This window comes from Acinetobacter sp. CAU_H_29a_1, from assembly GCF_058599505.1.
The window spans coordinates 2,002,948-2,021,999 of sequence record NZ_CM178655.1 but is presented as its reverse complement, the minus strand read 5'-3'; the positions used below and the strand labels follow the sequence as shown (position 1 = coordinate 2,021,999).

At 41.2% G+C, this 19,052-nt stretch carries 18 protein-coding genes and 4 pseudogenes; 10 read left to right on the top strand and 12 right to left on the bottom strand.

Translation table 11 applies throughout. The features are described 5' to 3' along the window. The first annotated feature begins 1 nt into the window (after position 1). The gene (locus tag AC4MDD_RS10110) at positions 2-778 is read left to right on the top strand and encodes a TIGR03915 family putative DNA repair protein (protein ID WP_234305091.1); all 777 of its coding nucleotides are present in this window, start codon (positions 2-4) and stop codon (positions 776-778) included. 290 nt (positions 779-1,068) lie between these two features. On the opposite strand, the gene AC4MDD_RS10105 is transcribed toward AC4MDD_RS10110, so the two are convergent. The 3 genes from AC4MDD_RS10105 to ahpF all read right to left on the bottom strand — a co-directional run bounded on the left by AC4MDD_RS10105 (position 1,069) and on the right by ahpF (position 3,975). Then, on the bottom strand, positions 1,069-1,767 hold the full coding sequence (locus tag AC4MDD_RS10105; RefSeq protein WP_234951731.1) for a VIT1/CCC1 transporter family protein: 699 nt from the start codon (positions 1,765-1,767) through the stop codon (positions 1,069-1,071). 120 nt (positions 1,768-1,887) lie between these two features. Further along, positions 1,888-2,229: a hypothetical protein gene (locus AC4MDD_RS10100; RefSeq protein WP_491881552.1), complete on the bottom strand. Its 342-nt coding sequence runs from the start codon at positions 2,227-2,229 to the stop codon at positions 1,888-1,890. 180 nt (positions 2,230-2,409) lie between these two features. Continuing rightward, positions 2,410-3,975, bottom strand: coding sequence for an alkyl hydroperoxide reductase subunit F (gene ahpF / locus AC4MDD_RS10095; protein WP_491881551.1), 1,566 nt, complete (start codon positions 3,973-3,975; stop codon positions 2,410-2,412). A 237-nt stretch (positions 3,976-4,212) separates the two neighbouring features. Between ahpF and AC4MDD_RS10090 the strand changes: the two genes are divergently transcribed. Then, the gene (locus AC4MDD_RS10090) at positions 4,213-4,431 is read left to right on the top strand and encodes a DUF1653 domain-containing protein (protein ID WP_010326569.1); all 219 of its coding nucleotides are present in this window, start codon (positions 4,213-4,215) and stop codon (positions 4,429-4,431) included. 30 nt (positions 4,432-4,461) lie between these two features. Continuing rightward, entirely contained in the window at positions 4,462-5,067 is a 606-nt protein-coding gene (locus AC4MDD_RS10085; protein WP_004693480.1) for an O-methyltransferase, read from the top strand. Between the two features lie 25 nt (positions 5,068-5,092). On the opposite strand, the gene AC4MDD_RS10080 is transcribed toward AC4MDD_RS10085, so the two are convergent. Continuing rightward, entirely contained in the window at positions 5,093-5,296 is a 204-nt protein-coding gene (locus tag AC4MDD_RS10080) for a KTSC domain-containing protein (protein ID WP_004980128.1), read from the bottom strand. Positions 5,297-5,434: 138 nt separating this feature from the next. Beyond that, positions 5,435-6,865 (bottom strand): pyridoxal phosphate-dependent aminotransferase, encoded by a 1,431-nt coding sequence (locus tag AC4MDD_RS10075; protein ID WP_062032676.1) that lies wholly within the window; start codon positions 6,863-6,865, stop codon positions 5,435-5,437. A gap of 228 nt (positions 6,866-7,093) precedes the next feature. Between AC4MDD_RS10075 and msrB the strand changes: the two genes are divergently transcribed. From msrB to AC4MDD_RS10045, 6 genes and pseudogenes are all read left to right on the top strand, one after another. Then, positions 7,094-7,513 (top strand): peptide-methionine (R)-S-oxide reductase MsrB, encoded by a 420-nt coding sequence (gene msrB, locus AC4MDD_RS10070; protein ID WP_004693474.1) that lies wholly within the window; start codon positions 7,094-7,096, stop codon positions 7,511-7,513. Next, positions 7,510-7,992, top strand: a complete 483-nt coding sequence (locus AC4MDD_RS10065; RefSeq protein ID WP_110975958.1) for a glutathione peroxidase — start codon at positions 7,510-7,512, stop codon at positions 7,990-7,992. The genes msrB and AC4MDD_RS10065 overlap by 4 nt, the downstream gene beginning before the upstream one ends. A 68-nt stretch (positions 7,993-8,060) precedes the next feature. Further along, positions 8,061-8,867: pseudogene (locus AC4MDD_RS10060) on the top strand (AraC family transcriptional regulator). 44 nt (positions 8,868-8,911) lie between these two features. Next, positions 8,912-9,124, top strand: a complete 213-nt coding sequence (locus AC4MDD_RS10055; protein WP_491881550.1) for a hypothetical protein — start codon at positions 8,912-8,914, stop codon at positions 9,122-9,124. Continuing rightward, a complete protein-coding gene (locus AC4MDD_RS10050; protein WP_491881549.1) occupies positions 9,094-9,546 on the top strand; it encodes a LysE family transporter in 453 nt (150 codons plus the stop codon). Before AC4MDD_RS10055 ends, AC4MDD_RS10050 begins: the two co-directional genes overlap by 31 nt. Positions 9,547-9,715: 169 nt before the next feature. Next, positions 9,716-10,096 (top strand): annotated as a pseudogene (locus AC4MDD_RS10045) (TonB-dependent siderophore receptor); the annotation flags it as partial. On the opposite strand, the gene AC4MDD_RS10040 reads toward AC4MDD_RS10045, so the two are convergent. Together AC4MDD_RS10040 and AC4MDD_RS10035 are read right to left on the bottom strand one after the other, a co-directional pair. Next, entirely contained in the window at positions 10,096-11,046 is a 951-nt protein-coding gene (locus AC4MDD_RS10040) for an IS481 family transposase (protein WP_006582413.1), read from the bottom strand. The pseudogene AC4MDD_RS10045 and the gene AC4MDD_RS10040 sit on opposite strands and share 1 nt — an antisense overlap. A 74-nt stretch (positions 11,047-11,120) precedes the next feature. Beyond that, positions 11,121-11,886 (bottom strand): annotated as a pseudogene (locus AC4MDD_RS10035) (IS5-like element ISAba31 family transposase). A gap of 79 nt (positions 11,887-11,965) precedes the next feature. On the opposite strand from AC4MDD_RS10035, the pseudogene AC4MDD_RS10030 reads away from it, so the two are divergent. After that, positions 11,966-12,499 (top strand): annotated as a pseudogene (locus AC4MDD_RS10030) (TonB-dependent receptor domain-containing protein); the annotation flags it as partial. A gap of 57 nt (positions 12,500-12,556) precedes the next feature. Here the strand turns inward: AC4MDD_RS10030 and dapC are convergent. From dapC to AC4MDD_RS10005, 5 genes are all read right to left on the bottom strand, one after another. Next, on the bottom strand, positions 12,557-13,726 hold the full coding sequence (gene dapC / locus AC4MDD_RS10025; protein WP_491881548.1) for a succinyldiaminopimelate transaminase: 1,170 nt from the start codon (positions 13,724-13,726) through the stop codon (positions 12,557-12,559). A 24-nt stretch (positions 13,727-13,750) separates the two neighbouring features. Beyond that, positions 13,751-16,417: a [protein-PII] uridylyltransferase gene (glnD, locus tag AC4MDD_RS10020; RefSeq protein ID WP_491881547.1), complete on the bottom strand. Its 2,667-nt coding sequence runs from the start codon at positions 16,415-16,417 to the stop codon at positions 13,751-13,753. A gap of 28 nt (positions 16,418-16,445) precedes the next feature. Beyond that, positions 16,446-17,660 carry a formate-dependent phosphoribosylglycinamide formyltransferase gene (gene purT, locus AC4MDD_RS10015; protein ID WP_491881546.1) on the bottom strand — a complete coding sequence of 405 codons (1,215 nt, stop codon included), beginning with the start codon at positions 17,658-17,660 and terminating at the stop codon, positions 16,446-16,448. A gap of 221 nt (positions 17,661-17,881) precedes the next feature. After that, the gene (gene ygaH, locus AC4MDD_RS10010; protein ID WP_491881545.1) at positions 17,882-18,229 is read right to left on the bottom strand and encodes an L-valine transporter subunit YgaH; all 348 of its coding nucleotides are present in this window, start codon (positions 18,227-18,229) and stop codon (positions 17,882-17,884) included. Further along, entirely contained in the window at positions 18,226-18,978 is a 753-nt protein-coding gene (locus AC4MDD_RS10005; RefSeq protein ID WP_062034766.1) for an AzlC family ABC transporter permease, read from the bottom strand. Before AC4MDD_RS10005 ends, ygaH begins: the two co-directional genes overlap by 4 nt. Between the last annotated feature and the right edge of the window lie 74 nt (positions 18,979-19,052).

Genomic DNA, 19,052 nt, shown 5'->3' with positions numbered 1-19,052 from the left:
TATGTCGATATATTGCTTTGATCAAAGCATGACTGGGTTGCTGAGTTGTGTGTATAGGAGCTTTCAGTTTAAAGATTTTGACGTCAAGCTTGCATCTAACAATTCCCAAGCCAGCTTGTTTGATGAGTGTATTGAGGTTGCTTCAAATGATGAACACGCAGAGCGAGTTTGGCGGGGATTAAAACAAAAAATCACAGCTGAGAGTCTGCGATCTTTTTATTATTGCTTTCTGTCTGAGCAGGAACAGGCACATCAACATCTTTTTAATTTCTGTATCTATGTGTTTAAAAATACACATGCGGTAGATCATAACTATGCGCATACGGATGTATTGGCTGTTTCGCAGTGGGCCAAACAAGTGGGCAGGGAAAAGCATCGTATGGAAGCTTTTGTCCGCTTTAAAAAATGTCAGGATGGATTGTTTCTAAGTTTGGTACAGCCAGATTTTAATGTTTTACCACTGATAGAACGGCATTTTAGAAACCGATATCAAGACCAAAGATGGTTGATTTATGATGAAAGAAGAAATTTTGGAATTTATTATGATTTGACAGCTGTGCATCAGGTGAAGATGGATGTGGATCAAATTGATCATGCACACAAAGTCGGACACAGCCAGTCCTTTAGTGTTGAATTAGATGATGATGAGCTGCTGTATGACCAGTTATGGAAAGATTATTTTAAAAGTATCAACATCGAGGCAAGAAAAAATATCAAAATACATGTGCAATATGTTCCTAAACGCTACTGGCGTTATATGAATGAAAAAACAATCTAGCGAGATGTAAGCAGGGAGGAGTTGGTTCATCATTTCTATGACGTTTTGGGCTGCTATGATGAAGAAGAACAGACGTTAAACAATTCATACTAATTCGAGGCTAAGCTTTCTCACCTGTAGACTTGAAGCGCAACCGTCAGTAATGGTGCATCTGAGTAGTGGCTCAGAGAAAAATGTGCAAGCTTAAAGTTGATGATGAATGATGCTTCAAATAGTAAAAAGCCCATTCAATCCATGGGCTTTTTACATTTTTAATAGGTAGATTGTTAACGCTTATCGTGTTGTTGACGTTAAACATGCACATTAAATAGTGAACCAATCCAACTGGCAAACAGCATCGCAAAAATCCCCCATAGCGTCACACGAAATGCGCCTGTCCACATAGATGTCCCAGAAAAATAGCTTGATAAAGCCCCTAAACCGAGTAAAGACAGTACGCCTGTAAGGGCAACTGACTGAGTCAGATAGCCTTGAGGGCTTAAGAGAATGGCCAGCATGGGAAACAGAGCGCCCAGTGAAAAGGCGAGGGCAGAAGAGCCCGCGGCTTCAAGTGGTTTAGCACTGGTATTTTCATGGATGCCTATTTCATCACGTGCATGTGCAGACAGTGCATCATGTGCGCTGAGTTGCACCGCGACTTCATGTGCTAGCTCGGGTTCTAGTCCGCGTTGTATATAAATTTGAGTCAGTTCTTTAAGTTCTAAATGCGGGTTTTTATCTAATTCTCGGGCTTCATGTTTTAAGTCAGCTTCTTCAATATCTGATTGAGACTTCACCGAAATATACTCACCCGCAGCCATAGAGCTCGCACCTGAAATGAGCCCTGCAATACACGTGATGAGTAAGGTATGGCTGGTTGCGCCACTGGCCGCCATCCCCATAATCAAACTGGTCACTGAAATGATGCCGTCATTGGCACCCAATACCGCTGCACGTAGCCAACCAGTACGATGAATTAAATGAGGTTCAATATGGTGAGAATAGGACATGACGATAGATCATCCTCAAAGTTTTAAAGTTATGATTTATTTAATAATGCAAGTTTCATCTACTATAGCATAGCCCATAAAAAAGCCTCCGAGTGGGAGGCTTTTTTAAGCTTAGAAATATTATTGCGCTTTTTCTTTTACATCAGCAGCGCCTTGTTCTACTGCACCAGCAACATGAGCTGTTGCTTCTTTAGAGGCATTTTTAACATCTTCAGCAGCAGCTTCTGTTTTCGTAGCAGCTTCGTCAGCGGCAGCACCAATTTTTGCAGATGCTTCATCTGCAGCTTTTTGAGTGTCAGATACGGCTTCACTTGCAGCTTTGTTAATGTCATGACCTGCTTGTTCAGCAGCATTTTCAAGGTGTTCACCTGTCGTTGCACCTGTTTCAGGTGCTTTTTCTTTTGAACAACCCACTAAAACAACAGCAGCAGCAAGACCTAAAGCAATAAGTAATTTATTCATTTTCATATCCTTTTCGTTTTATACCCAAAAGTAGGGGTTGGGCAAAATATAATCTAATTTGAATGTAAAGCAGACTACATTATTGTTAAAAAAATGTAATTTTTTATAAAAAACAGCGTGATAAAAAGGCTTATAAGCTGAGTTGCCTATAAGCCTTTAGCAGAGAAGCGTCTGAGAGGATTACACGCCAGAACGAATAATATAATCAAAAGCAGACAGTGATGCTTTCGCGCCTTCACCTGTGGCAATGATGATTTGCTTGTAAGGTACTGTCGTACAGTCACCTGCGGCAAATACACCTTTGACATTGGTTTCATTGCGATCGTTAATCACAATCTCACCACGGTTTGAAAGCTCAACCGCTGTTTCTTTGAGAAAATCAGTGTTTGGCAATAAACCAATTTGTACAAAGATTCCTGCAAGCTCTACCGTATGTTCTACATCGGTCGCACGGTCTTTATATTTCAATGCTGTCACTTGTGAACCATCACCCACAACTTCAGTCGATAGTGCATTCAGGATCACTGTGGTATTAGGCAAGCTATGCAATTTATCTTGCAACACTTGGTCAGCACGTAGTTTGGTATCAAACTCAACTAAAGTCACATGTTCAACAATCCCAGCAAGATCAATCGCAGCTTCGACACCTGAGTTCCCTCCACCAATTACTGCTACACGTTTGCCTTTAAACAGTGGACCATCACAGTGTGGGCAGTAGGCAACACCACGAGTACGATATTCTGCTTCACCCGGCACATTCATCTCTCTCCAACGTGCGCCTGTTGAAAGAATCACCGTTTTAGATTCAAGTTTTGCACCATTTTCTAAAGTGACTTCAACCAAGCCATTCGCTGTCTCATCCGCACCTTTGATGTTAGAGACACGTTGTAAGTTCATGATGTCCAGACCGTACTCACGTACATGTGCTTCCATTTCAGCAGCAAACTTCGGCCCTTGAGTCTTTTGAATCGAGGTATAGTTTTCAATGTCCATGGTATCCATGACTTGACCACCCATACGTTCAGCCACGATCCCTGTTTTAATACCTTTACGTGCTGCATAAATGGCTGAGGTATTTCCCGCAGGACCACCACCAATCACTAAAACATCAAAAGCATCTTTGGCATTGAGTTTTTCAGCTTCTTTAGCTGCTGAATTGGTATCCAGTTTGGCAACAATCTCTTCCAAAGTCATACGGCCTTGACCAATATGGTTGTTGTCTTGGAACACCATCGGTACAGCCATGATTTTGCGTTCTTCAACTTCGTCTTGGAAGAATGCCCCATCAATCATGGTGGCTGTCGTGCCTGGATTGTAAATGGCAATCAGGTTCAAGGCTTGCACCACGTCTGGACAGTTATGACAGCTTAAAGAGACAAATACATCAAAGTTAGACTGGATGCCCAAACCTTTGATTGAAGCCAAAACTTCATCCGATACTTTGGGTGCATAACCAGAGGTTTGTAACAATGCCAAAATCAAAGAGGTAAACTCATGCCCCATCGGTAAACCCGCAAAGAACACACGCGGCTCTTCACCGGCTTTTGCCACACCAAAGCTGGGCGCACGTGAGTTTTGACCATCAAAACGTGCAGTCACCAGTGGAGACAGTGCTGCAACCTCTTCAACCAATTCTTTAATTTTGTCTGATTTCTCAGAACCATTCAAAGTCGCAACCAATTCAATCGGACCTTCAAGGCGTTCAAGAAGTGTTTTTAATTGAGTTGAAGTATTTTGATCTAACATTGTTAAGCTCTCCAAAGCAGTCTATAAATTTATTTGATAGAAGAATCATAGAGTAAATCTAAAAATAGATAAAACAGTTTGTTTTTATTTTAATAATCGGTTTTATAGATTTAAAATGTTTTCTTCAATCATTTCATAAAGCTATATGGGGGATTTAAATGATTTTTCAAGTGATTTGCAGTTTAAGCCGTATAAATTAGGTATGATCAAGACAATTAAAAAATAGGGAAGCAAGCGATGCAATTACAGCGCGGTATCTATCAGCATTATAAAGGGCAACTGTATCAAGTTTTACATGTAGCGACGCATAGTGAAACTGAAGAAAAACTGGTGGTTTATCAGTGTTTATATGGTGATTACTCGATTTGGGTACGTCCACTTGTCATGTTTACTGAAACGGTAATGCTAGAAGATGACCGTGAAGTTGAGCGCTTTAAACTGATTCAAGAAGTATAAACAACGCTAAGTAAAGTAGAGGGGGATTGGATGATGCATGCAGAATTTTTGAGTAAAGTATCGGCTTTATATCAACGCTTTCAAGAACATGACAGTACGCAAGCAGATCGTATTGCGCGCTTTCGCAATATTGAGCCTGAGTCTGCACAATTTTTGGCGCAACTGGTGCATATTCAACAGCCTGAGCAGATATTAGAAATAGGTACATCAACAGGTTACTCAACCTTATGGTTGGCTTATGCTGCGCAACAAGTGAATGCTCGATTAACCACTTTAGAAATTGATGCTGAGAGAAGTCAACAAGCCGCTAGCCATCTTGCGGATTTCAATTTATCCAATGGTGTTGAGTTTTGGGTGGGTGACGCAGCTGAATATTTGAAGCAGTCGCAAGCCATCTTTGATTTTATATTGCTAGATGCTGAGCGTGATGCTTATGTCGACTATTGGCCAGATTTGAAACGGCTGATGTGTGTTTCACGCGGAGTTTTGGTGGTTGATAATGTTCTATCGCATGCAGATCAAGTCATGGACTTCATCGCGCTTATTCAGCAGGACGAGCAGTTTAGCCTGTCTACATTAGCGATTGGTGCGGGCTTGTTGGTGGTGACGTGGAATCATGAAAAACAATCAGGATAAATCCTGATTGTTTGAGATTCAAAAATTAATGAATACTTAAGCGCGTAAAGTGCAAATCATATTCTAAATATTTATGAACAAAGGCTGTTTTATTATTACATCGAACTAAGTTGTTATAAATAAATTCAGGCACAGGGTGGTACAGCTCGCCTGAACCATCGGCATAGAAAATTTTTAAATAGCGTGTGGAAGCGTTGTATTTCCAAGATGTTACCGCAATTGTCCCCATAAGCGACTCCCCATCATTTACATGGAATCACAGCAATGTGGCTGCTTAATTTAAACTTATGCCAAACTTAAAAAGTGAAGTATTACAGTTTTGTAAATAAAAAAACCGTACATAAAGTACGGTTTTTTAAGTGATCAATTAACGCATTTTCGCAAGGAAACGGCCTACTCGGGTAATGGCTTCACGTAGTTCATTTTCAGCAGGGAGGAATACCACACGGAAATGATCTGGTGTAGGCCAGTTAAAGCCTGTGCCTTGAACCAGAAGTACTTTTTCCGCACGAAGTAGATCAAGCATCAGTTTTTCATCATCTTGAACTGGATAGATTTCTGGGTCCAATTTCGGGAAGCAATACATCGCGCCTTCAGGTTTAACACAAGATACGCCAGGAATGTCATTCAACATTTGCCAAGCAATATTACGCTGTTCGTACAAACGACCGCCTGGGCGAATTAAATCATTGATTGATTGGTAACCGCCTAAAGCTGTTTGGATCGCATACTGTGCTTGGTGGTTGGCACACAAACGCATAGAAGCGAGCATGTCTAAACCTTCAATATAATCGACCGCACGAGACTTATCACCTGTGATTGCCATCCAGCCTGAGCGGTAACCCGCAATACGGTATGCTTTAGATAAACCATTGAATGAAATACAGAGTTGGTCACCCGCTAACGCTGCTACAGAAACATGCTCAATACCGTCGTAAACGATTTTGTCGTAAATTTCATCTGCAAACAAAATCAAATCATGCTTTTTAGCCAATGCGACGATTTGCTCAAGTACATGGCGTGGATAAACTGCACCTGTTGGGTTGTTTGGATTGATAATCACGATACCACGGGTGCGTGGTGTGATTTTACTCTCCATATCCGCAATATCGGGATACCAGAAGTTTTCTTCATCACATTTATAGTGAATCGCTGTACCGCCTGATAAATTCACCGCAGCCGTCCAAAGCGGATAGTCAGGCATCGGCACGAGCATCTCGTCACCATCATCTAACAAGCCTTGCATCGCCATCACGATCAATTCAGAGACACCATTTCCGATATACACGTCATTAACATGCATATCTAAAATGCCTTTTTGTTGATAGTACTGACAGATGGCTTTACGCGCAGGGAAAATCCCTTTTGAGTCGGTATAACCTACTGCATTTGGTAGGTTTAAAGCCACATCATTAATAATTTCTTGAGGTGCTTCAAAGCCAAACGGTGCAGGGTTGCCAATATTGAGTTTGATAATTTTATGACCAGCTTCTTCCATTTCATTGGCCGCTCGTAACACTGGCCCACGAATGTCGTAGCAAACATGCTCGAGCTTAGACGATTTTTTTATTTCGCGTGGGGTTTGGAGAGTGTTCGGCATTTTGATGTTCTCGGAAAGAGTGGAGGTCACTTTTGCATAACGATATAAATAACTTTTAAATGTTTCTGTTGTTACTAGGTCTAGATCATGTTCATCTCTAAGTAAAGCAACAATTTTTTCATGCGTAAATCCTACCTGTTGATATTGTTTAATCACAGGCAGTAGATGTTTAAAAATAACGCTCTTTTTTTGCGACATTTTTTAATCCTAAGCAAGAATGTCAATAAGACTAACATTAAAATTGCTTCCAAAAAAGCATTTAAGAAATAAAATTGCTCACCATGTTTTTAAATTTGCTTACTTTTTGCTTTTATTGGGATTATAGGTCTTTTGTAAATTGTGAATTAAACACTAGAAATTTTAAGATGAATCACGTAAATATGGGATTATCCTATTTTAAATAGCAAGATAGAAAGGGACCTAATCATGGGAAAGCTCAGTAAAACAGACCGAGAATGGCAAAGAGAGTTATCACCAGAGGAATTTCGCATTACGCGACAAAAGGGGACGGAGCCAGCTTTTACAGGTAAATATTGGAATACTAAACAAGCAGGGACTTACGTATGTCGCTGCTGTGGGACACCTTTATTTATTTCTGAAAATAAATATGACAGCGGTTGCGGATGGCCAAGTTTTTATAAGCCCGTAAATACAGCTGTTATAGAAGAGCATCAAGATACTTCACATGGCATGGTGCGTACTGAAATTGTATGCCATCACTGTGATGCTCATTTAGGCCATGTTTTTACAGATGGACCTGAGCCTACAGGTTTACGTTACTGTGTAAACTCGGCTTCATTAGAACTAGAAACACAAGAAAAAAGTGATGAGGATACTTATCCATGACCAACATTTATCAGTTTGAAGCGGAATTGTTAGATGGGAAAAATAAATCTTTTGCTGACTATGAAGGCAAAGTCCTGCTCATAGTTAATACAGCCAGTAAATGTGGCTTTACTCCACAATTTGCAGGTTTAGAAAAAATATATGAACAATACAAGGCACAAGGTTTTGAAGTTTTGGGCTTTCCTTGTAACCAATTTGGGGGGCAAGATCCGGGAAGTAATGAGCAAATAGGCGCATACTGTCAAAAGAACTATGGAGTTAGTTTCCCTATGTTTTCCAAAGTCGATGTGAAAGGCCCTGAGGCTCACGCCATCTTTCGTTATTTAACTAATAATAGTAAAGGTATTTTAGGTAGTGGGATTAAGTGGAATTTTACCAAGTTCTTAATTGGAAAAGATGGCAAAGTAATTAATCGATATGCGCCAACCACTAAACCTGAAGCAATTCAAGATGATATTGAAAAAGCACTGCAAACGTAAAATTTTTTGGACTGGTTGTGAATAGTCAGTTTCAGCCTGATCGTGTAGAGTTTTGGAGTGATTCATGCATGCCTTATGTGGAAACACGTAGGGCATGTGAAAGTCGTGCCTGTTATAAAGCTCATAGTCATCCGACATTTTCAATTGGAACGGTGGATCAAGGCAACAGTATTTTCACTAGCCACTTCGGTGGAACGTAACAAATAGACGCGGGTATCTTGGTATTGGTTCTTACACATGTCGAACATGCGTGTAATCCTGTTCCAGATCAGGCTTGGAGCTACCAAATGATGCATTTAGATGCACGTTGGTTGAACCAGTTAATACAAGAAACTGCACATAAAGATACTTATCAAGACATACCGCAGTTCAAACCCGTGCTGTATAAACAGCCTAAGATGTATCATGACTTCAGTTGTCTTAACAGTCAATTATTTGATACTGCACTGTCTTATTGGGAAAAAGAACAAAGCTTAATCACAACACTTACTGAGCTTTTATTTCCATATATTCATCTAGAATTGCTTGCTCCTCAACACTATGCACGGCAAGAGTTTAAGCAGCTTTTATCAATGATTCAGGATGTTGACGTGTTTTTATCATTAGAGCAAATGTCGCAAGAAGTCCAATTGAGTCGATATGCCATTATTCGGTTATTTAAATCATCTTTAGGCATGACGCCGCACGCTTATCAATTGAATCATAAAATTAATGATGCACGTACATTTTTAAAACAAGCCATGGATATAGCGCAACTGAGTTATACGCTGGGCTTTAGTGACCAAAGTCATTTTCATCGTGTTTTTAAAAATTTAACGGGCACTACGCCTAAGCTCTATCAAAAGCAACATCGCGCAATTTTATCCAAGAGTTGATCTTAATCCGTCGTTAGGCTTGTCTCACTTTTAAAGAGAGATAAGTGATGGAGCTTTTTATTGTTATTGCTGTGACGCATTTTATGGCTTTGCTTTCTCCTGGCCCCGATTTTTTCCTAATTCTGATGACGGCATTAAACAGTGGGCAAAGAAGGGCACGATATACAGTTTTCGGTATTGTGGCTGGGAATGCTTTTATTCTAGTGCTGATTTTTGCTTTACTGGGTTGGCTTGGCCATATTCATGCTATGTTCTGATTTTGCTACGCGGATTAGGTATTGCGTATTTGTTGTATTTGTTGTATTTGTCTATGCAGTGTTTTCGCGATAAGTATCATGAAAATGTTGATGTTCAAGCGCGTGATCCTGCACCTCCTCAAACGAGAATTCTATGTTTTACTCAAGGTTTACAGTCAAGTTTGCTGAATCCTAAAAATATGATGTTCTATAGTAGTTTGATATTGCTGGTTTATTCAAAATTTGATTTTTATACTTTGCTTTTAATGAGTCTCTGGATGGTGGCACTGGTTCTGATGTGGAATCTGCTGTTGCTTAAGTTATTGAGTTGGAAGCGTTGGAATCATTTTTTAACCCAGCGACTCAATTGGCTTTATAAGATGTCAGGGTGCTGCTTTGCCTCTTTTGCAATCGTTTTGCTATTAGATGGACTTGTAATATGAGCATCTTAAAGTAAAAGTCAATCAGTTGTCTGACCTCATAAGTTATAACAATGGAATAATTAATTCTCATTTGAATTTACAATTTAAATGAGAATTAAATCATTTTGACTAAGATCAATTCTCATTTACTATCAGGCTCGAATTTTAGATTGATGAAAAAGGGTAGGAAATGGTTAAGCTGAAACCATTGGTGTTAATGATGGCATGTGTATCTGGGTACAGTATTTCATATGCTGCCGAAGCTCCAGTAGTCGTTGAATTTGACTCATCATCTCAGGCGAGTAATGTTACAGCTTTGGAAACAATCCGTATAGTTGCAAGTGCCGATGCTTCTGCAAATGGTTTAATGGAGGCTTTCGCTGGTGGACAGGTCGCGACTGGCGGGCGAGTTGGGATTTTTGGGAATCAAAAAACTCTTGATACGCCATTTAACTTAACTAGCTATACCAACCAATATATTCAAGAGCGTCAAGCAAAGAGTGTTGGGGATGTACTAAAGGCAGATCCGAGTGTACGTGTTGGACGAGGATATGGTAATTTTCAAGAAAACTAGGTGTTTAGTCCCGGCATTTGATGGATCGGATCAATCTTAAAAAGTTCAGGTTCATCTGTCCACTGTTTGCAGATGAATTCGTAGGGAGTCAGGCCTCTGAGTGTTTTGAGTCTGCGGCCGAAGTTGTATGCAGCAATAAAATCAGCAAGGTGAATGCATAGCTGAGTGTGATCGTCGTAATGGAACCGTTTGACAGTAGCTTCTTTAATCGTTCGGTTCATCCTCTCGACCTGTCCATTGGTCCATGGATGCTTAACCTTGGTAAGACGATGTTCAATGCCACATTCAGTACAAACCCGATCAAAGATGTGCTCAGAGGCGTAGCGATCACAGGTGCGGTTCGTGAACTGGATGCCGTTATCTGTTAGCACCGTATGGATTCTATAGGGCACAGCCTTAACCAGATTGCGCATGAACTCCGCGGCTGCCATCTTACTGGCTTTAGTATGCAATTCAGTGAACGCAAACTTGGAAGTGCGATCAATGGCAACGAAGAGATAAAGCTTACCCTGTGCTGTTTGCATCTCAGCAATGTCGATATGAAAGTAACCAATGGGGTAGCTCTTGAAGCGCTTCCTGACAGGGCGATCACCTTGTACCTCAGGCAGTCGTGAAATACCATGCCGCTGCAAGCAGCGGTGTAACGACGAGCGTGTCAGATAAGGAATACTCGGCTGCAATGCATAAAGGCAATCGTCTAGCGGCAACAAAGTGCGTTTTCGAAAAGCAACAATTGCCGCCTCATCTTCAGGCGATAACACGCTTGAGCGAGGATTCTTTGGGCCGGTTGTAAGATCATCTACTGAAGTACGTTTCTTCCATTTTGCGACGGTCTTTTGATTGATGCCGTAACGCTTGGCTAGCGTTCTTAAGCTCTCTTGACTATTTTGTATTGCTCGACGCACTGCCTGTGTCGTTGTGGCGCTGCTGTGTAGAACTTGTCCCATAGTGCTTCCTTCCATTTATCTGAGAATATTGCACCATTAAAATCTGGGACTAAACACCTAGGGTCTGTTGACATTTACTGTTCATAATTAACCCTATAAAGGTAGCCATAAAAATATACAGGCTAAAGCAACAGAACTTTGATAATTTCTTTTGAGCTTGTCATATCGAGTAGCTATTCCTCTAAATTGCTTTAATCTACAAAACATATTTTCAACTAAATGCCTGATTTTATATAAATACCAGTCCATATGGTCATTGTTCGATTGGCTATTTGTTTTCTTTGGTATATTCGCTTTAGTGCCTGTTTTCCTGATCTGTTCACGCAGTGGTTCTGAATCATAGCCTTTATCTGCACATACCACTTTTGTCTCTTTTAAATCTAATGTTGATATTAAATCAGGTGCAACTTTAACATCATGTGTGGTTCCATCGGTAATCATGAAATCAATAGGATTGCCATGTGCATCAACAATCAAATGTATTTTTGAGGAGTTTCCTCCTACACTTTTAGAAATAGATTGATTCGCTATGCCGGCAGAATGTTGATGAGCACGTACATGAGAGCCATCAATAAAAATCCACTCCATATCGGGGCATGAGGCTAATAATTTGAATAATCTAAGTAACTTACCGCTGCTTGACCAACGATTAAAACGTTTGAAAATAGAGTTTGAATGACCAAAACAACAAGGAATATCTCGCCACGGACAGCCTGTTCTAATTCTATAGAGAATAGCTTCAATAAAATTGCGTAAATTTGAGTTGTGGTGAATGGATAAATTACGCAGAATAACTTTCAACTTTTGCCAGTGTTGATCTGTCAGCATGGTACGAGGCATAGCGAATAGTAAAATTGGGTTTGGCGATTTGATTTTACTACTTCGCTATTTTTTTAAGCTAAAAGTGTCAACACACCCTAATAAACAACGTGGCATTATGCAAAATGGTGTATTTAGTGATTCTGGTGAATACGTTCATCGGGGGCTAGAACTGAGCAGTTATGGAAAGCTTACAGACTCCTTGACTGTTTTAGGTGGTTTAACGTGGATGCATGCGACGCAAGAGAATACTGGCTCAGCTATTTATGATGGAAATTATGAAGTAGGGGTTCCAAAGTTTCAGGCGAACCTAGGCACGAATTGGAAATTACCACTCCCGCAAGATATTTCTTTGAATGCCCAATTGACTTATACAGGTTCAACTTATGCAAGCTTGGACAATAATTTGAAAGTTAAAGATTGGACTACGCTTGATTTAGGTGCAAGTTATAGAACTCAGTTTGGTCAAACCCCAACAACATTTAACTTCCTTGTGAATAATGTATTTGATCAGGATTATTGGGGTTCTGTTGGTCTATATGACAATATTAACAATACAAGCAACACCAATAATGGCTATTTAGTTGCTGGTTTACCGCGAACATTTATGCTTAGTGCATCATTTGATTTTTAATCGAATAAAGATAAGAAAACCTCCGTTATGGGAGGTTTTCTTTTTAGATGAGCTTATTTATAAAATTGCTTTAAGGCGAGCAATGACTTGTTCACACTGTGCAAGATCTGCAACTAGCGCAAGACGCACATGGTTTTCGCCTGGGTTACCTTGCTCAGTATCGCGTGACAAATAACGTCCAGGAAGTACTTTGACATGTGCTTTTTCCATGAGCATTTTTGCAAAAGTTTCGTCATTATCTACTTTTAACCAGTAGTAAAAGCCTGCATCTGGTTTTTGTAGGGGCAGTATATGGCCTAATTCCTTTTGAAATAAATCAAATTTTGCACGATATTGCACACGGTTTTCTTCAACATGCGCTTCGTCATCCCATGCTGCAATCGAAGCCAATTGGTGCTGTACAGGCATCGCCGCACCATGATACGTACGGTATTGTAAATAAGGTTTGAGCAATGCTGCATCACCCGAGACAAAGCCAGAGCGCATACCCGGTAAGTTTGAGCGCTTAGACAGTGAGTGGAATACGACACAGTTTTTGTAGTCATCTCGGCCTATTTCAGCACAAACTTCGAGTAGGCCCACAGGTGCAGTATCAAACCAAAGCTCTGAATAGCATTCATCCGATGCAATGACAAAACCATATTGGTCTGACAGTGCGATTAATTTTTTGAATTGTTCTTTTGATAACACCGCACCAGTTGGGTTTCCCGGTGTACAGACAAATAACAAGGCTGTTTTCTCCCAGACTTCAGCAGGCACAGCATCAAAGTCACCGAGATAACCATTTTCTTCGGTGCAATTTACAAAGTACGGTTTTGCTCCAGCAAGTAAAGCGGCACCTTCATAAATTTGGTAGAACGGGTTAGGCATAACCACATAAGGCGCATCTTCACGATTTACCAATGCCTGCACAAAAGAGAAAATTGCTTCACGTGTGCCCGAAACAGGCAATATATTGTTTTCTGCACTAATCTGATTGAGTTGAAAACGACGGGTTAGCCAGTTTGCAATACTGGTGCGTAATTCGGGTATACCTTTACTGTTTGGGTAGGTCGATAAATGCTGAAAATTAGAGATAATGGCTTGTTTCACAAACTCGGGTGCAGGATGCTTAGGCTCACCAATCGAGAGTGGAATGAGGGGTAAGTCTGCGGGAGTAATATCCTGAAATAGTTTATTCAACTTTTCAAAAGGATAAGGGTGTAAAAGGGATAAACTCGAGTTCATGAAACAAAATACCAGTGTGTATTGTTAATGTTGACCACAGACCTGACTAGAGGCTTCATCTAAGGCTGATTTTAGTTGTGCAGCAAAAGTTTCAGCTTCAGTTTCGGTCATGGGTTGACCATCTTTTTTGGTGACAAAGAAAATATCTTCGGCACGCTCACCTAGGGTGGCAATTTTAGCAGAGTGAATATCTAAACCTTGCATCATAAACAACCCGCCTACTTTGGCAAGTAAGCCGGGATGGTCAAGTGTTGCAATTTCGACCATGTTTTGTTGCAGTGCTTCATTCAGCGTAATATCAACGGTGTTTTCAATGTCAAAATGACGCAGCTGACGTGGTATGCGACGTTGCATGAGCCCAGGGTATTTATCTGAATTGGCTAATGCATCTTTTAACGCTGACAGCACTTTGGCTTCACGTTCAGGGTCGGTTAGTAGCGTACCAAAACGGTCAAGCACGACATAAGTGTCTAAGCTAAATGCTTTGGTCGCGGTAATAATACGCGCATCTTGTACGTCCAAATTCATACGATCGAGAATAGCAACCGTTGTTGCAAACAGGTTGGGCTGATCTTGGGTATAAATAAAGATTTGTACCGCATCTTGAGCAAATTTACGCTGTGCACGCATCAAAACCAGCGGTTCAGGGTTGTCACCGTGTTGTAAAATAGCACGTGTGTGCCAAGCAATTTCATCGGCAGATTCTTTGAGGAAATATTCATCCCCCAGTTCTTGCCAGACTTTTTCGACATCATCTAGTGCAAACTCTTCGACCAGTTGTTCGCTGGCAGAAAACTTAGTGTCCTCGATGAGCATTTGATAATCCACAGGACGGCCTAAACCTGAGCGAATCACGTCACGTGCATGGGTATAGAGCTGACGCATGAGAGATGCGCGCCACGTATTCCAAAGTGAAGGATTGGTTGCATTGATATCCGAAACTGTCAACGTATATAGATAATCGAGATGTTCCATGTCGCCCATTTTCTCAGCAAACGCTTTAACCACATCGGGGTCAGAAATGTCTTTCTTTTGAGAAGTGACGGACATGAGTAAATGATTTTGGATGAGCCATGCGACAAGGTTGCATTCGCGTTCGGTAAAACCGTGACTACGACAGAATTCAATCGCATCGGTTGCACCTAGCTCACTATGGTCACCGCCACGGCCTTTAGCAATATCATGGAAAATGGCAGCCAAATAAACAATGTCACGACGTGCCAGACGTTGGAACACTGAACTGACGACAGGGAAGTCTTTGGCAAACTCAGGTTCTTTGAAACGGTTTAAGTTGCGCAGTAATAATAAAGTATGTGCATCCACGGTATAGATATGGAACAAGTCGTACTGCATCAACCCCATAATCTGCCCAAATGCAGGAATATAGTTACCTAAAACGCCATAACGTTTCATTGCCACCATGGTTTCGTATAAACGATGGGGTGAGCGAATGATGGCCATAAACAGGGCTTGATGCGCTGGATTATCTCTATATTTTTGGTCAATGAGTTTAGCCGCCAAAATTAACAGCCGTAGCGTACGCGCGCGAATGCCTGTAATTTCAGGTCGATTAGCCAATATATAGAAAATTTCTAAAATAGCACTTGGGTTTTCAGAGAAAATCTTATGGTGTTGAACCGCTAGTTTGCCGTCGACCAGTTTAAAATTTTCATTGATTTCTTCAATGTTACGCTCATAGTTCGGTAGGCGTGGGGTAATCACAGATTCATTGAAATAAGCCAACAGCATTTCATTCAGCGTGGTGACTTGTTGAGCGCTTCGATAATAACGTTTCATGAATTGTTCAATTGGGTAATTCGGTGATTTACCTTCTTCACGCACATAGCCAAACTTTGCGGCAATGTCACGTTGATAGTCGAACAGTAAACGGTTTTCATCACGTTTAGTGAGGCGGTGTAGGTGATGACGAATTTCCCAGAGGAAGCTTTCGGCTTCTTCTAATACCCCCAACTCAAACTCCGAAATAAAGCCTAAATGCACCAAGTCATAAATACGGTTGACGCGGAAATGCCGCTTAGCAATCCAACCAATTTGGTTAATGTCCCGAATGCCACCCGGCGCATTTTTAATATCGGGCTCTAGATTACTTTCCGTAAAGTTATGCTGTGCATAACGCTTAGCCTGTTCTTCCATTTTTGCATCATAGAAGGTTTTGTCTGTCCATGTTTGTGAAACAATGCGTCGCGGCCATTTGGCTAAGTGTTCATTGCCTGTAATTAAACGAGATTCGATGAGGGCGGTGGCAACTGTTAAGTCGGAGGTTGCTTGCTCAACACAGTTGGTAATGGTACGTACACTAATGCCGGGCTTGAAATTGCCGACATCCCAAAGTGAGGAAATAAAGACAGAAATGAGTTTCTCTTGTTCTTCGCTAAACTCATCCTCAGACAAGATCATGATGTCTACATCTGAGTAAGGTAGCATCTCTTTGCGACCGTAACCACCGACAGCAAATAAACTTAAGTCTGTCTGATCGAGTTTTGCATATTTCCATAGGAAAATAAGCGCTTCATCGGTCATATTTGAACGCGTTAAAATGACATCGCGGATGGATTGGCCATGATCAAAACTTTCTTGTAATTGATTTTCGACATCACTACGCCATTGATTAATCGCTTTGATGTCGTGATTACTGCTGACATAGTTAAGCAGTGGAGAAGTATTGATCATGAACCGTATCCGTATATTTTAACAATGCTTAATTTTGATGAACGCTCACCAGTCCAGCAGCTTCGGCCGCTAGTTCACGCGCTTGGTCGGTTGTTTCAGCCCGCGCTGTCGCAACGCCCATACGGCGACGTGTAAAGCCTTCTGGTTTTCCAAAAATGCGTAAATCAGTATTTGGGTTTGCCAAAGCAAGATTTAAGCCAGAAAAAGATAAGTTATTTGCATCCACACCTGCATAGATCACGGCACTCGCTGCAACGCTATGACGTGCTGTATTTACAGGTAGGCCCAAAATCGCACGAGCATGTAGTTCAAATTCACTTTGGAACTGAGAGGCAAGCGTCACAAGACCTGTGTCATGTGGGCGTGGAGATACTTCACTAAACCACACTTTATCGCCTTTGACAAAGAGTTCTACACCGAAAATACCACAGCCACCCAATGCGATGGTGACTTTATTGGCAATACGCTTTGCTTCGTCGAGGGCCGCTGGTGTCATGGCTTGAGGCTGCCAGCTTTCAACATAGTCGCCCGCGTCTTGGCGGTGACCAATTGGGTCGCAGTACGAAGTTTCAATTTCACCTGTTTCTGGGTTTTTTGAACGTGCTGTTAATAGCGTAATTTCAAAATCAAAATCAATTTGAGATTCTACAATGACAGTCCCTTGATTTACACGACCACCTGTTTGTGCATATTTCCACGCAGCATCCACTTCTGAAAATTCTTTTACGCGGGATTGGCCTTTACCAGAAGAGGACATGACTGGTTTAACAAAGTTTGGATAACCAATGTCATCACATGCAGCACGGAAAGATTCTAAAGTATCTGCAAAACGGTAAGCCGATGTCGGTATGCCCAGTTCTTCGGCAGCTAAACGACGGATGCCTTCACGGTTCATGGTTAAATTGACCGCTTTTGCAGAGGGGATGACTGTGGCAATATTTTCTTGTTCGATTTCAACCAATACTTGTGTCGCAATGGCTTCAATTTCAGGGATAATTAAATTCGGCTTAACGTCCTGAATGAGTTGTTTAAGCGCTGTCGCATCTGCCATATTTAAGGTATAGGCATAGTGTGCCACTTGCATTGCAGGAGCATGATCGTAACGGTCAGCAGCATGAACTTCTACACCTAAACGTTGTAAAGAAATCACAACTTCTTTCCCAAGCTCTCCAGAACCCAATAGCAGGACTTTAAATGCTGAAGGCTGAAGTGGAGTACCAATAGTAACGCTCATGTAAATCATCCATGCTTGATTTTATGGGCTTTTAGCATAGCAGAACTCTTAAAAGTGTTCAGGGTTCATTCACATAAATTAATGATATTGTCCAACAATTTTTTTTATAAAGCGGTGTATTCCAAAGTCAAAATTTTCATGCAAAAGGATGCTAAATAAACTTTTCCAATCAAGCTGGAAATGACTTGCACAGCTGAGGGCTTCAAGTTTTGATGGATGCAAGATATGGGTTAAAAAGGCAGAGGAATATAGGTATAAACCAAACCATAGCTCAGTGCTGCGGTGAGTGTAGCGGGGACAATTTGCTTAAACTTGAAATAAAGCCCAGCCAAGACGATGAAGCCGACCAACATGGCAAAACTTTTATTGGGTGTGTCTAATAATGGTGGCAAGGTCGCAACTACCAGCATCGAACTAATTGCTGCAATACCAATCGAACCCAATGCAATTTTTAACCATAAGGCACCGCGCTTTTGTGAACCTTGCTGGAATTTTTGAATGACGAAGAATGGGCCAAAGCGTGAGGCAAAATTTGCAATACCCACTAAAATGCCGACCAAAATAATTTCGATATTCATGGTTGACCTCCCATATGTTCAGGGTCTGGTTTTTTCAGTACATAGTGCTTAAACAAACCTGCAAATATACCCGAACTGATACCAATAAAAATTGCAGCAGATAAGTCAATAAAATAGCAGGCAATGGCAGATACAAGAATGGTCACAGCCACCACAAAAGTGTGTTTCTTTTCAAATGCTGCCAATAAGAAACTTAAGAACAGTGCAGGTAATAGAAAGTCTAGAGCGGCTTGTAAAAACTGGGGTAAATGACTGACTTGGTCTGCAAACATTCCCCCTAGAAAAGAACCGGTAGCCCATGCGAGCCAACTAAACAGGCTTAAGCCCAGCATCCAAGACTCAGACCACTCTTGGCGACGTTGTGACAGTTTAATCATGCCTGAGGCAAAAACTTCGTCGGTTAGCCCCCATGACCAAATAGCAGTTTTCTTTAGGTTTAGTTTATCTTGAATTAAGTTTTGTAGCGCAGGGCCATAGAGTAAGTGACGAATATCTAGGGCAATTACAGTGAGGGCAGTCATCCAAATAGACGTACCACTACCCAATAGTGCAACCACTAAAAACTGACTGGCCCCTGCATACATTGAGCAAGATAAAAATAAAGCTTCCCATGCACTAAAGCCAAACTGGGTTGCAGATACACCAAAGGCAAAAGAAACAGGTAGATAGGTAAAGATAATCGCTTGGCTATCCTTAGCCCCTTGCCAAAAGCCAGCAGCTTGCGCAGGAGTGGGATTAAGTTCGGACACAACACACCTTGAAGAAGACTTTATCAATAGGTCAAAATTGATTGTGTATTGTAACTGAATTCACTAGCATAGTG

Bases quoted from the DNA above. Each gene is read 5' to 3' on its own strand.
- AC4MDD_RS10080 (WP_004980128.1), bottom strand. From the start codon at position 5,296: ATGGGGACAATTGCGGTAACATCTTGGAAATACAACGCTTCCACACGC.
- AC4MDD_RS10090 (WP_010326569.1), top strand. From the start codon at position 4,213: ATGCAATTACAGCGCGGTATCTATCAGCATTATAAAGGGCAACTGTAT.
- AC4MDD_RS10100 (WP_491881552.1), bottom strand. From the start codon at position 2,229: ATGAATAAATTACTTATTGCTTTAGGTCTTGCTGCTGCTGTTGTTTTA.
- AC4MDD_RS10085 (WP_004693480.1), top strand. From the start codon at position 4,462: ATGATGCATGCAGAATTTTTGAGTAAAGTATCGGCTTTATATCAACGC.
- AC4MDD_RS10040 (WP_006582413.1), bottom strand. From the start codon at position 11,046: ATGGGACAAGTTCTACACAGCAGCGCCACAACGACACAGGCAGTGCGT.
- AC4MDD_RS10105 (WP_234951731.1), bottom strand. From the start codon at position 1,767: ATGTCCTATTCTCACCATATTGAACCTCATTTAATTCATCGTACTGGT.
- AC4MDD_RS10075 (WP_062032676.1), bottom strand. From the start codon at position 6,865: ATGTCGCAAAAAAAGAGCGTTATTTTTAAACATCTACTGCCTGTGATT.
- ahpF (WP_491881551.1), bottom strand. From the start codon at position 3,975: ATGTTAGATCAAAATACTTCAACTCAATTAAAAACACTTCTTGAACGC.
- ygaH (WP_491881545.1), bottom strand. From the start codon at position 18,229: ATGAATATCGAAATTATTTTGGTCGGCATTTTAGTGGGTATTGCAAAT.
- msrB (WP_004693474.1), top strand. From the start codon at position 7,094: ATGGGAAAGCTCAGTAAAACAGACCGAGAATGGCAAAGAGAGTTATCA.
- AC4MDD_RS10110 (WP_234305091.1), top strand. From the start codon at position 2: ATGTCGATATATTGCTTTGATCAAAGCATGACTGGGTTGCTGAGTTGT.
- glnD (WP_491881547.1), bottom strand. From the start codon at position 16,417: ATGATCAATACTTCTCCACTGCTTAACTATGTCAGCAGTAATCACGAC.
- purT (WP_491881546.1), bottom strand. From the start codon at position 17,660: ATGATTTACATGAGCGTTACTATTGGTACTCCACTTCAGCCTTCAGCA.
- dapC (WP_491881548.1), bottom strand. From the start codon at position 13,726: ATGAACTCGAGTTTATCCCTTTTACACCCTTATCCTTTTGAAAAGTTG.
- AC4MDD_RS10065 (WP_110975958.1), top strand. From the start codon at position 7,510: ATGACCAACATTTATCAGTTTGAAGCGGAATTGTTAGATGGGAAAAAT.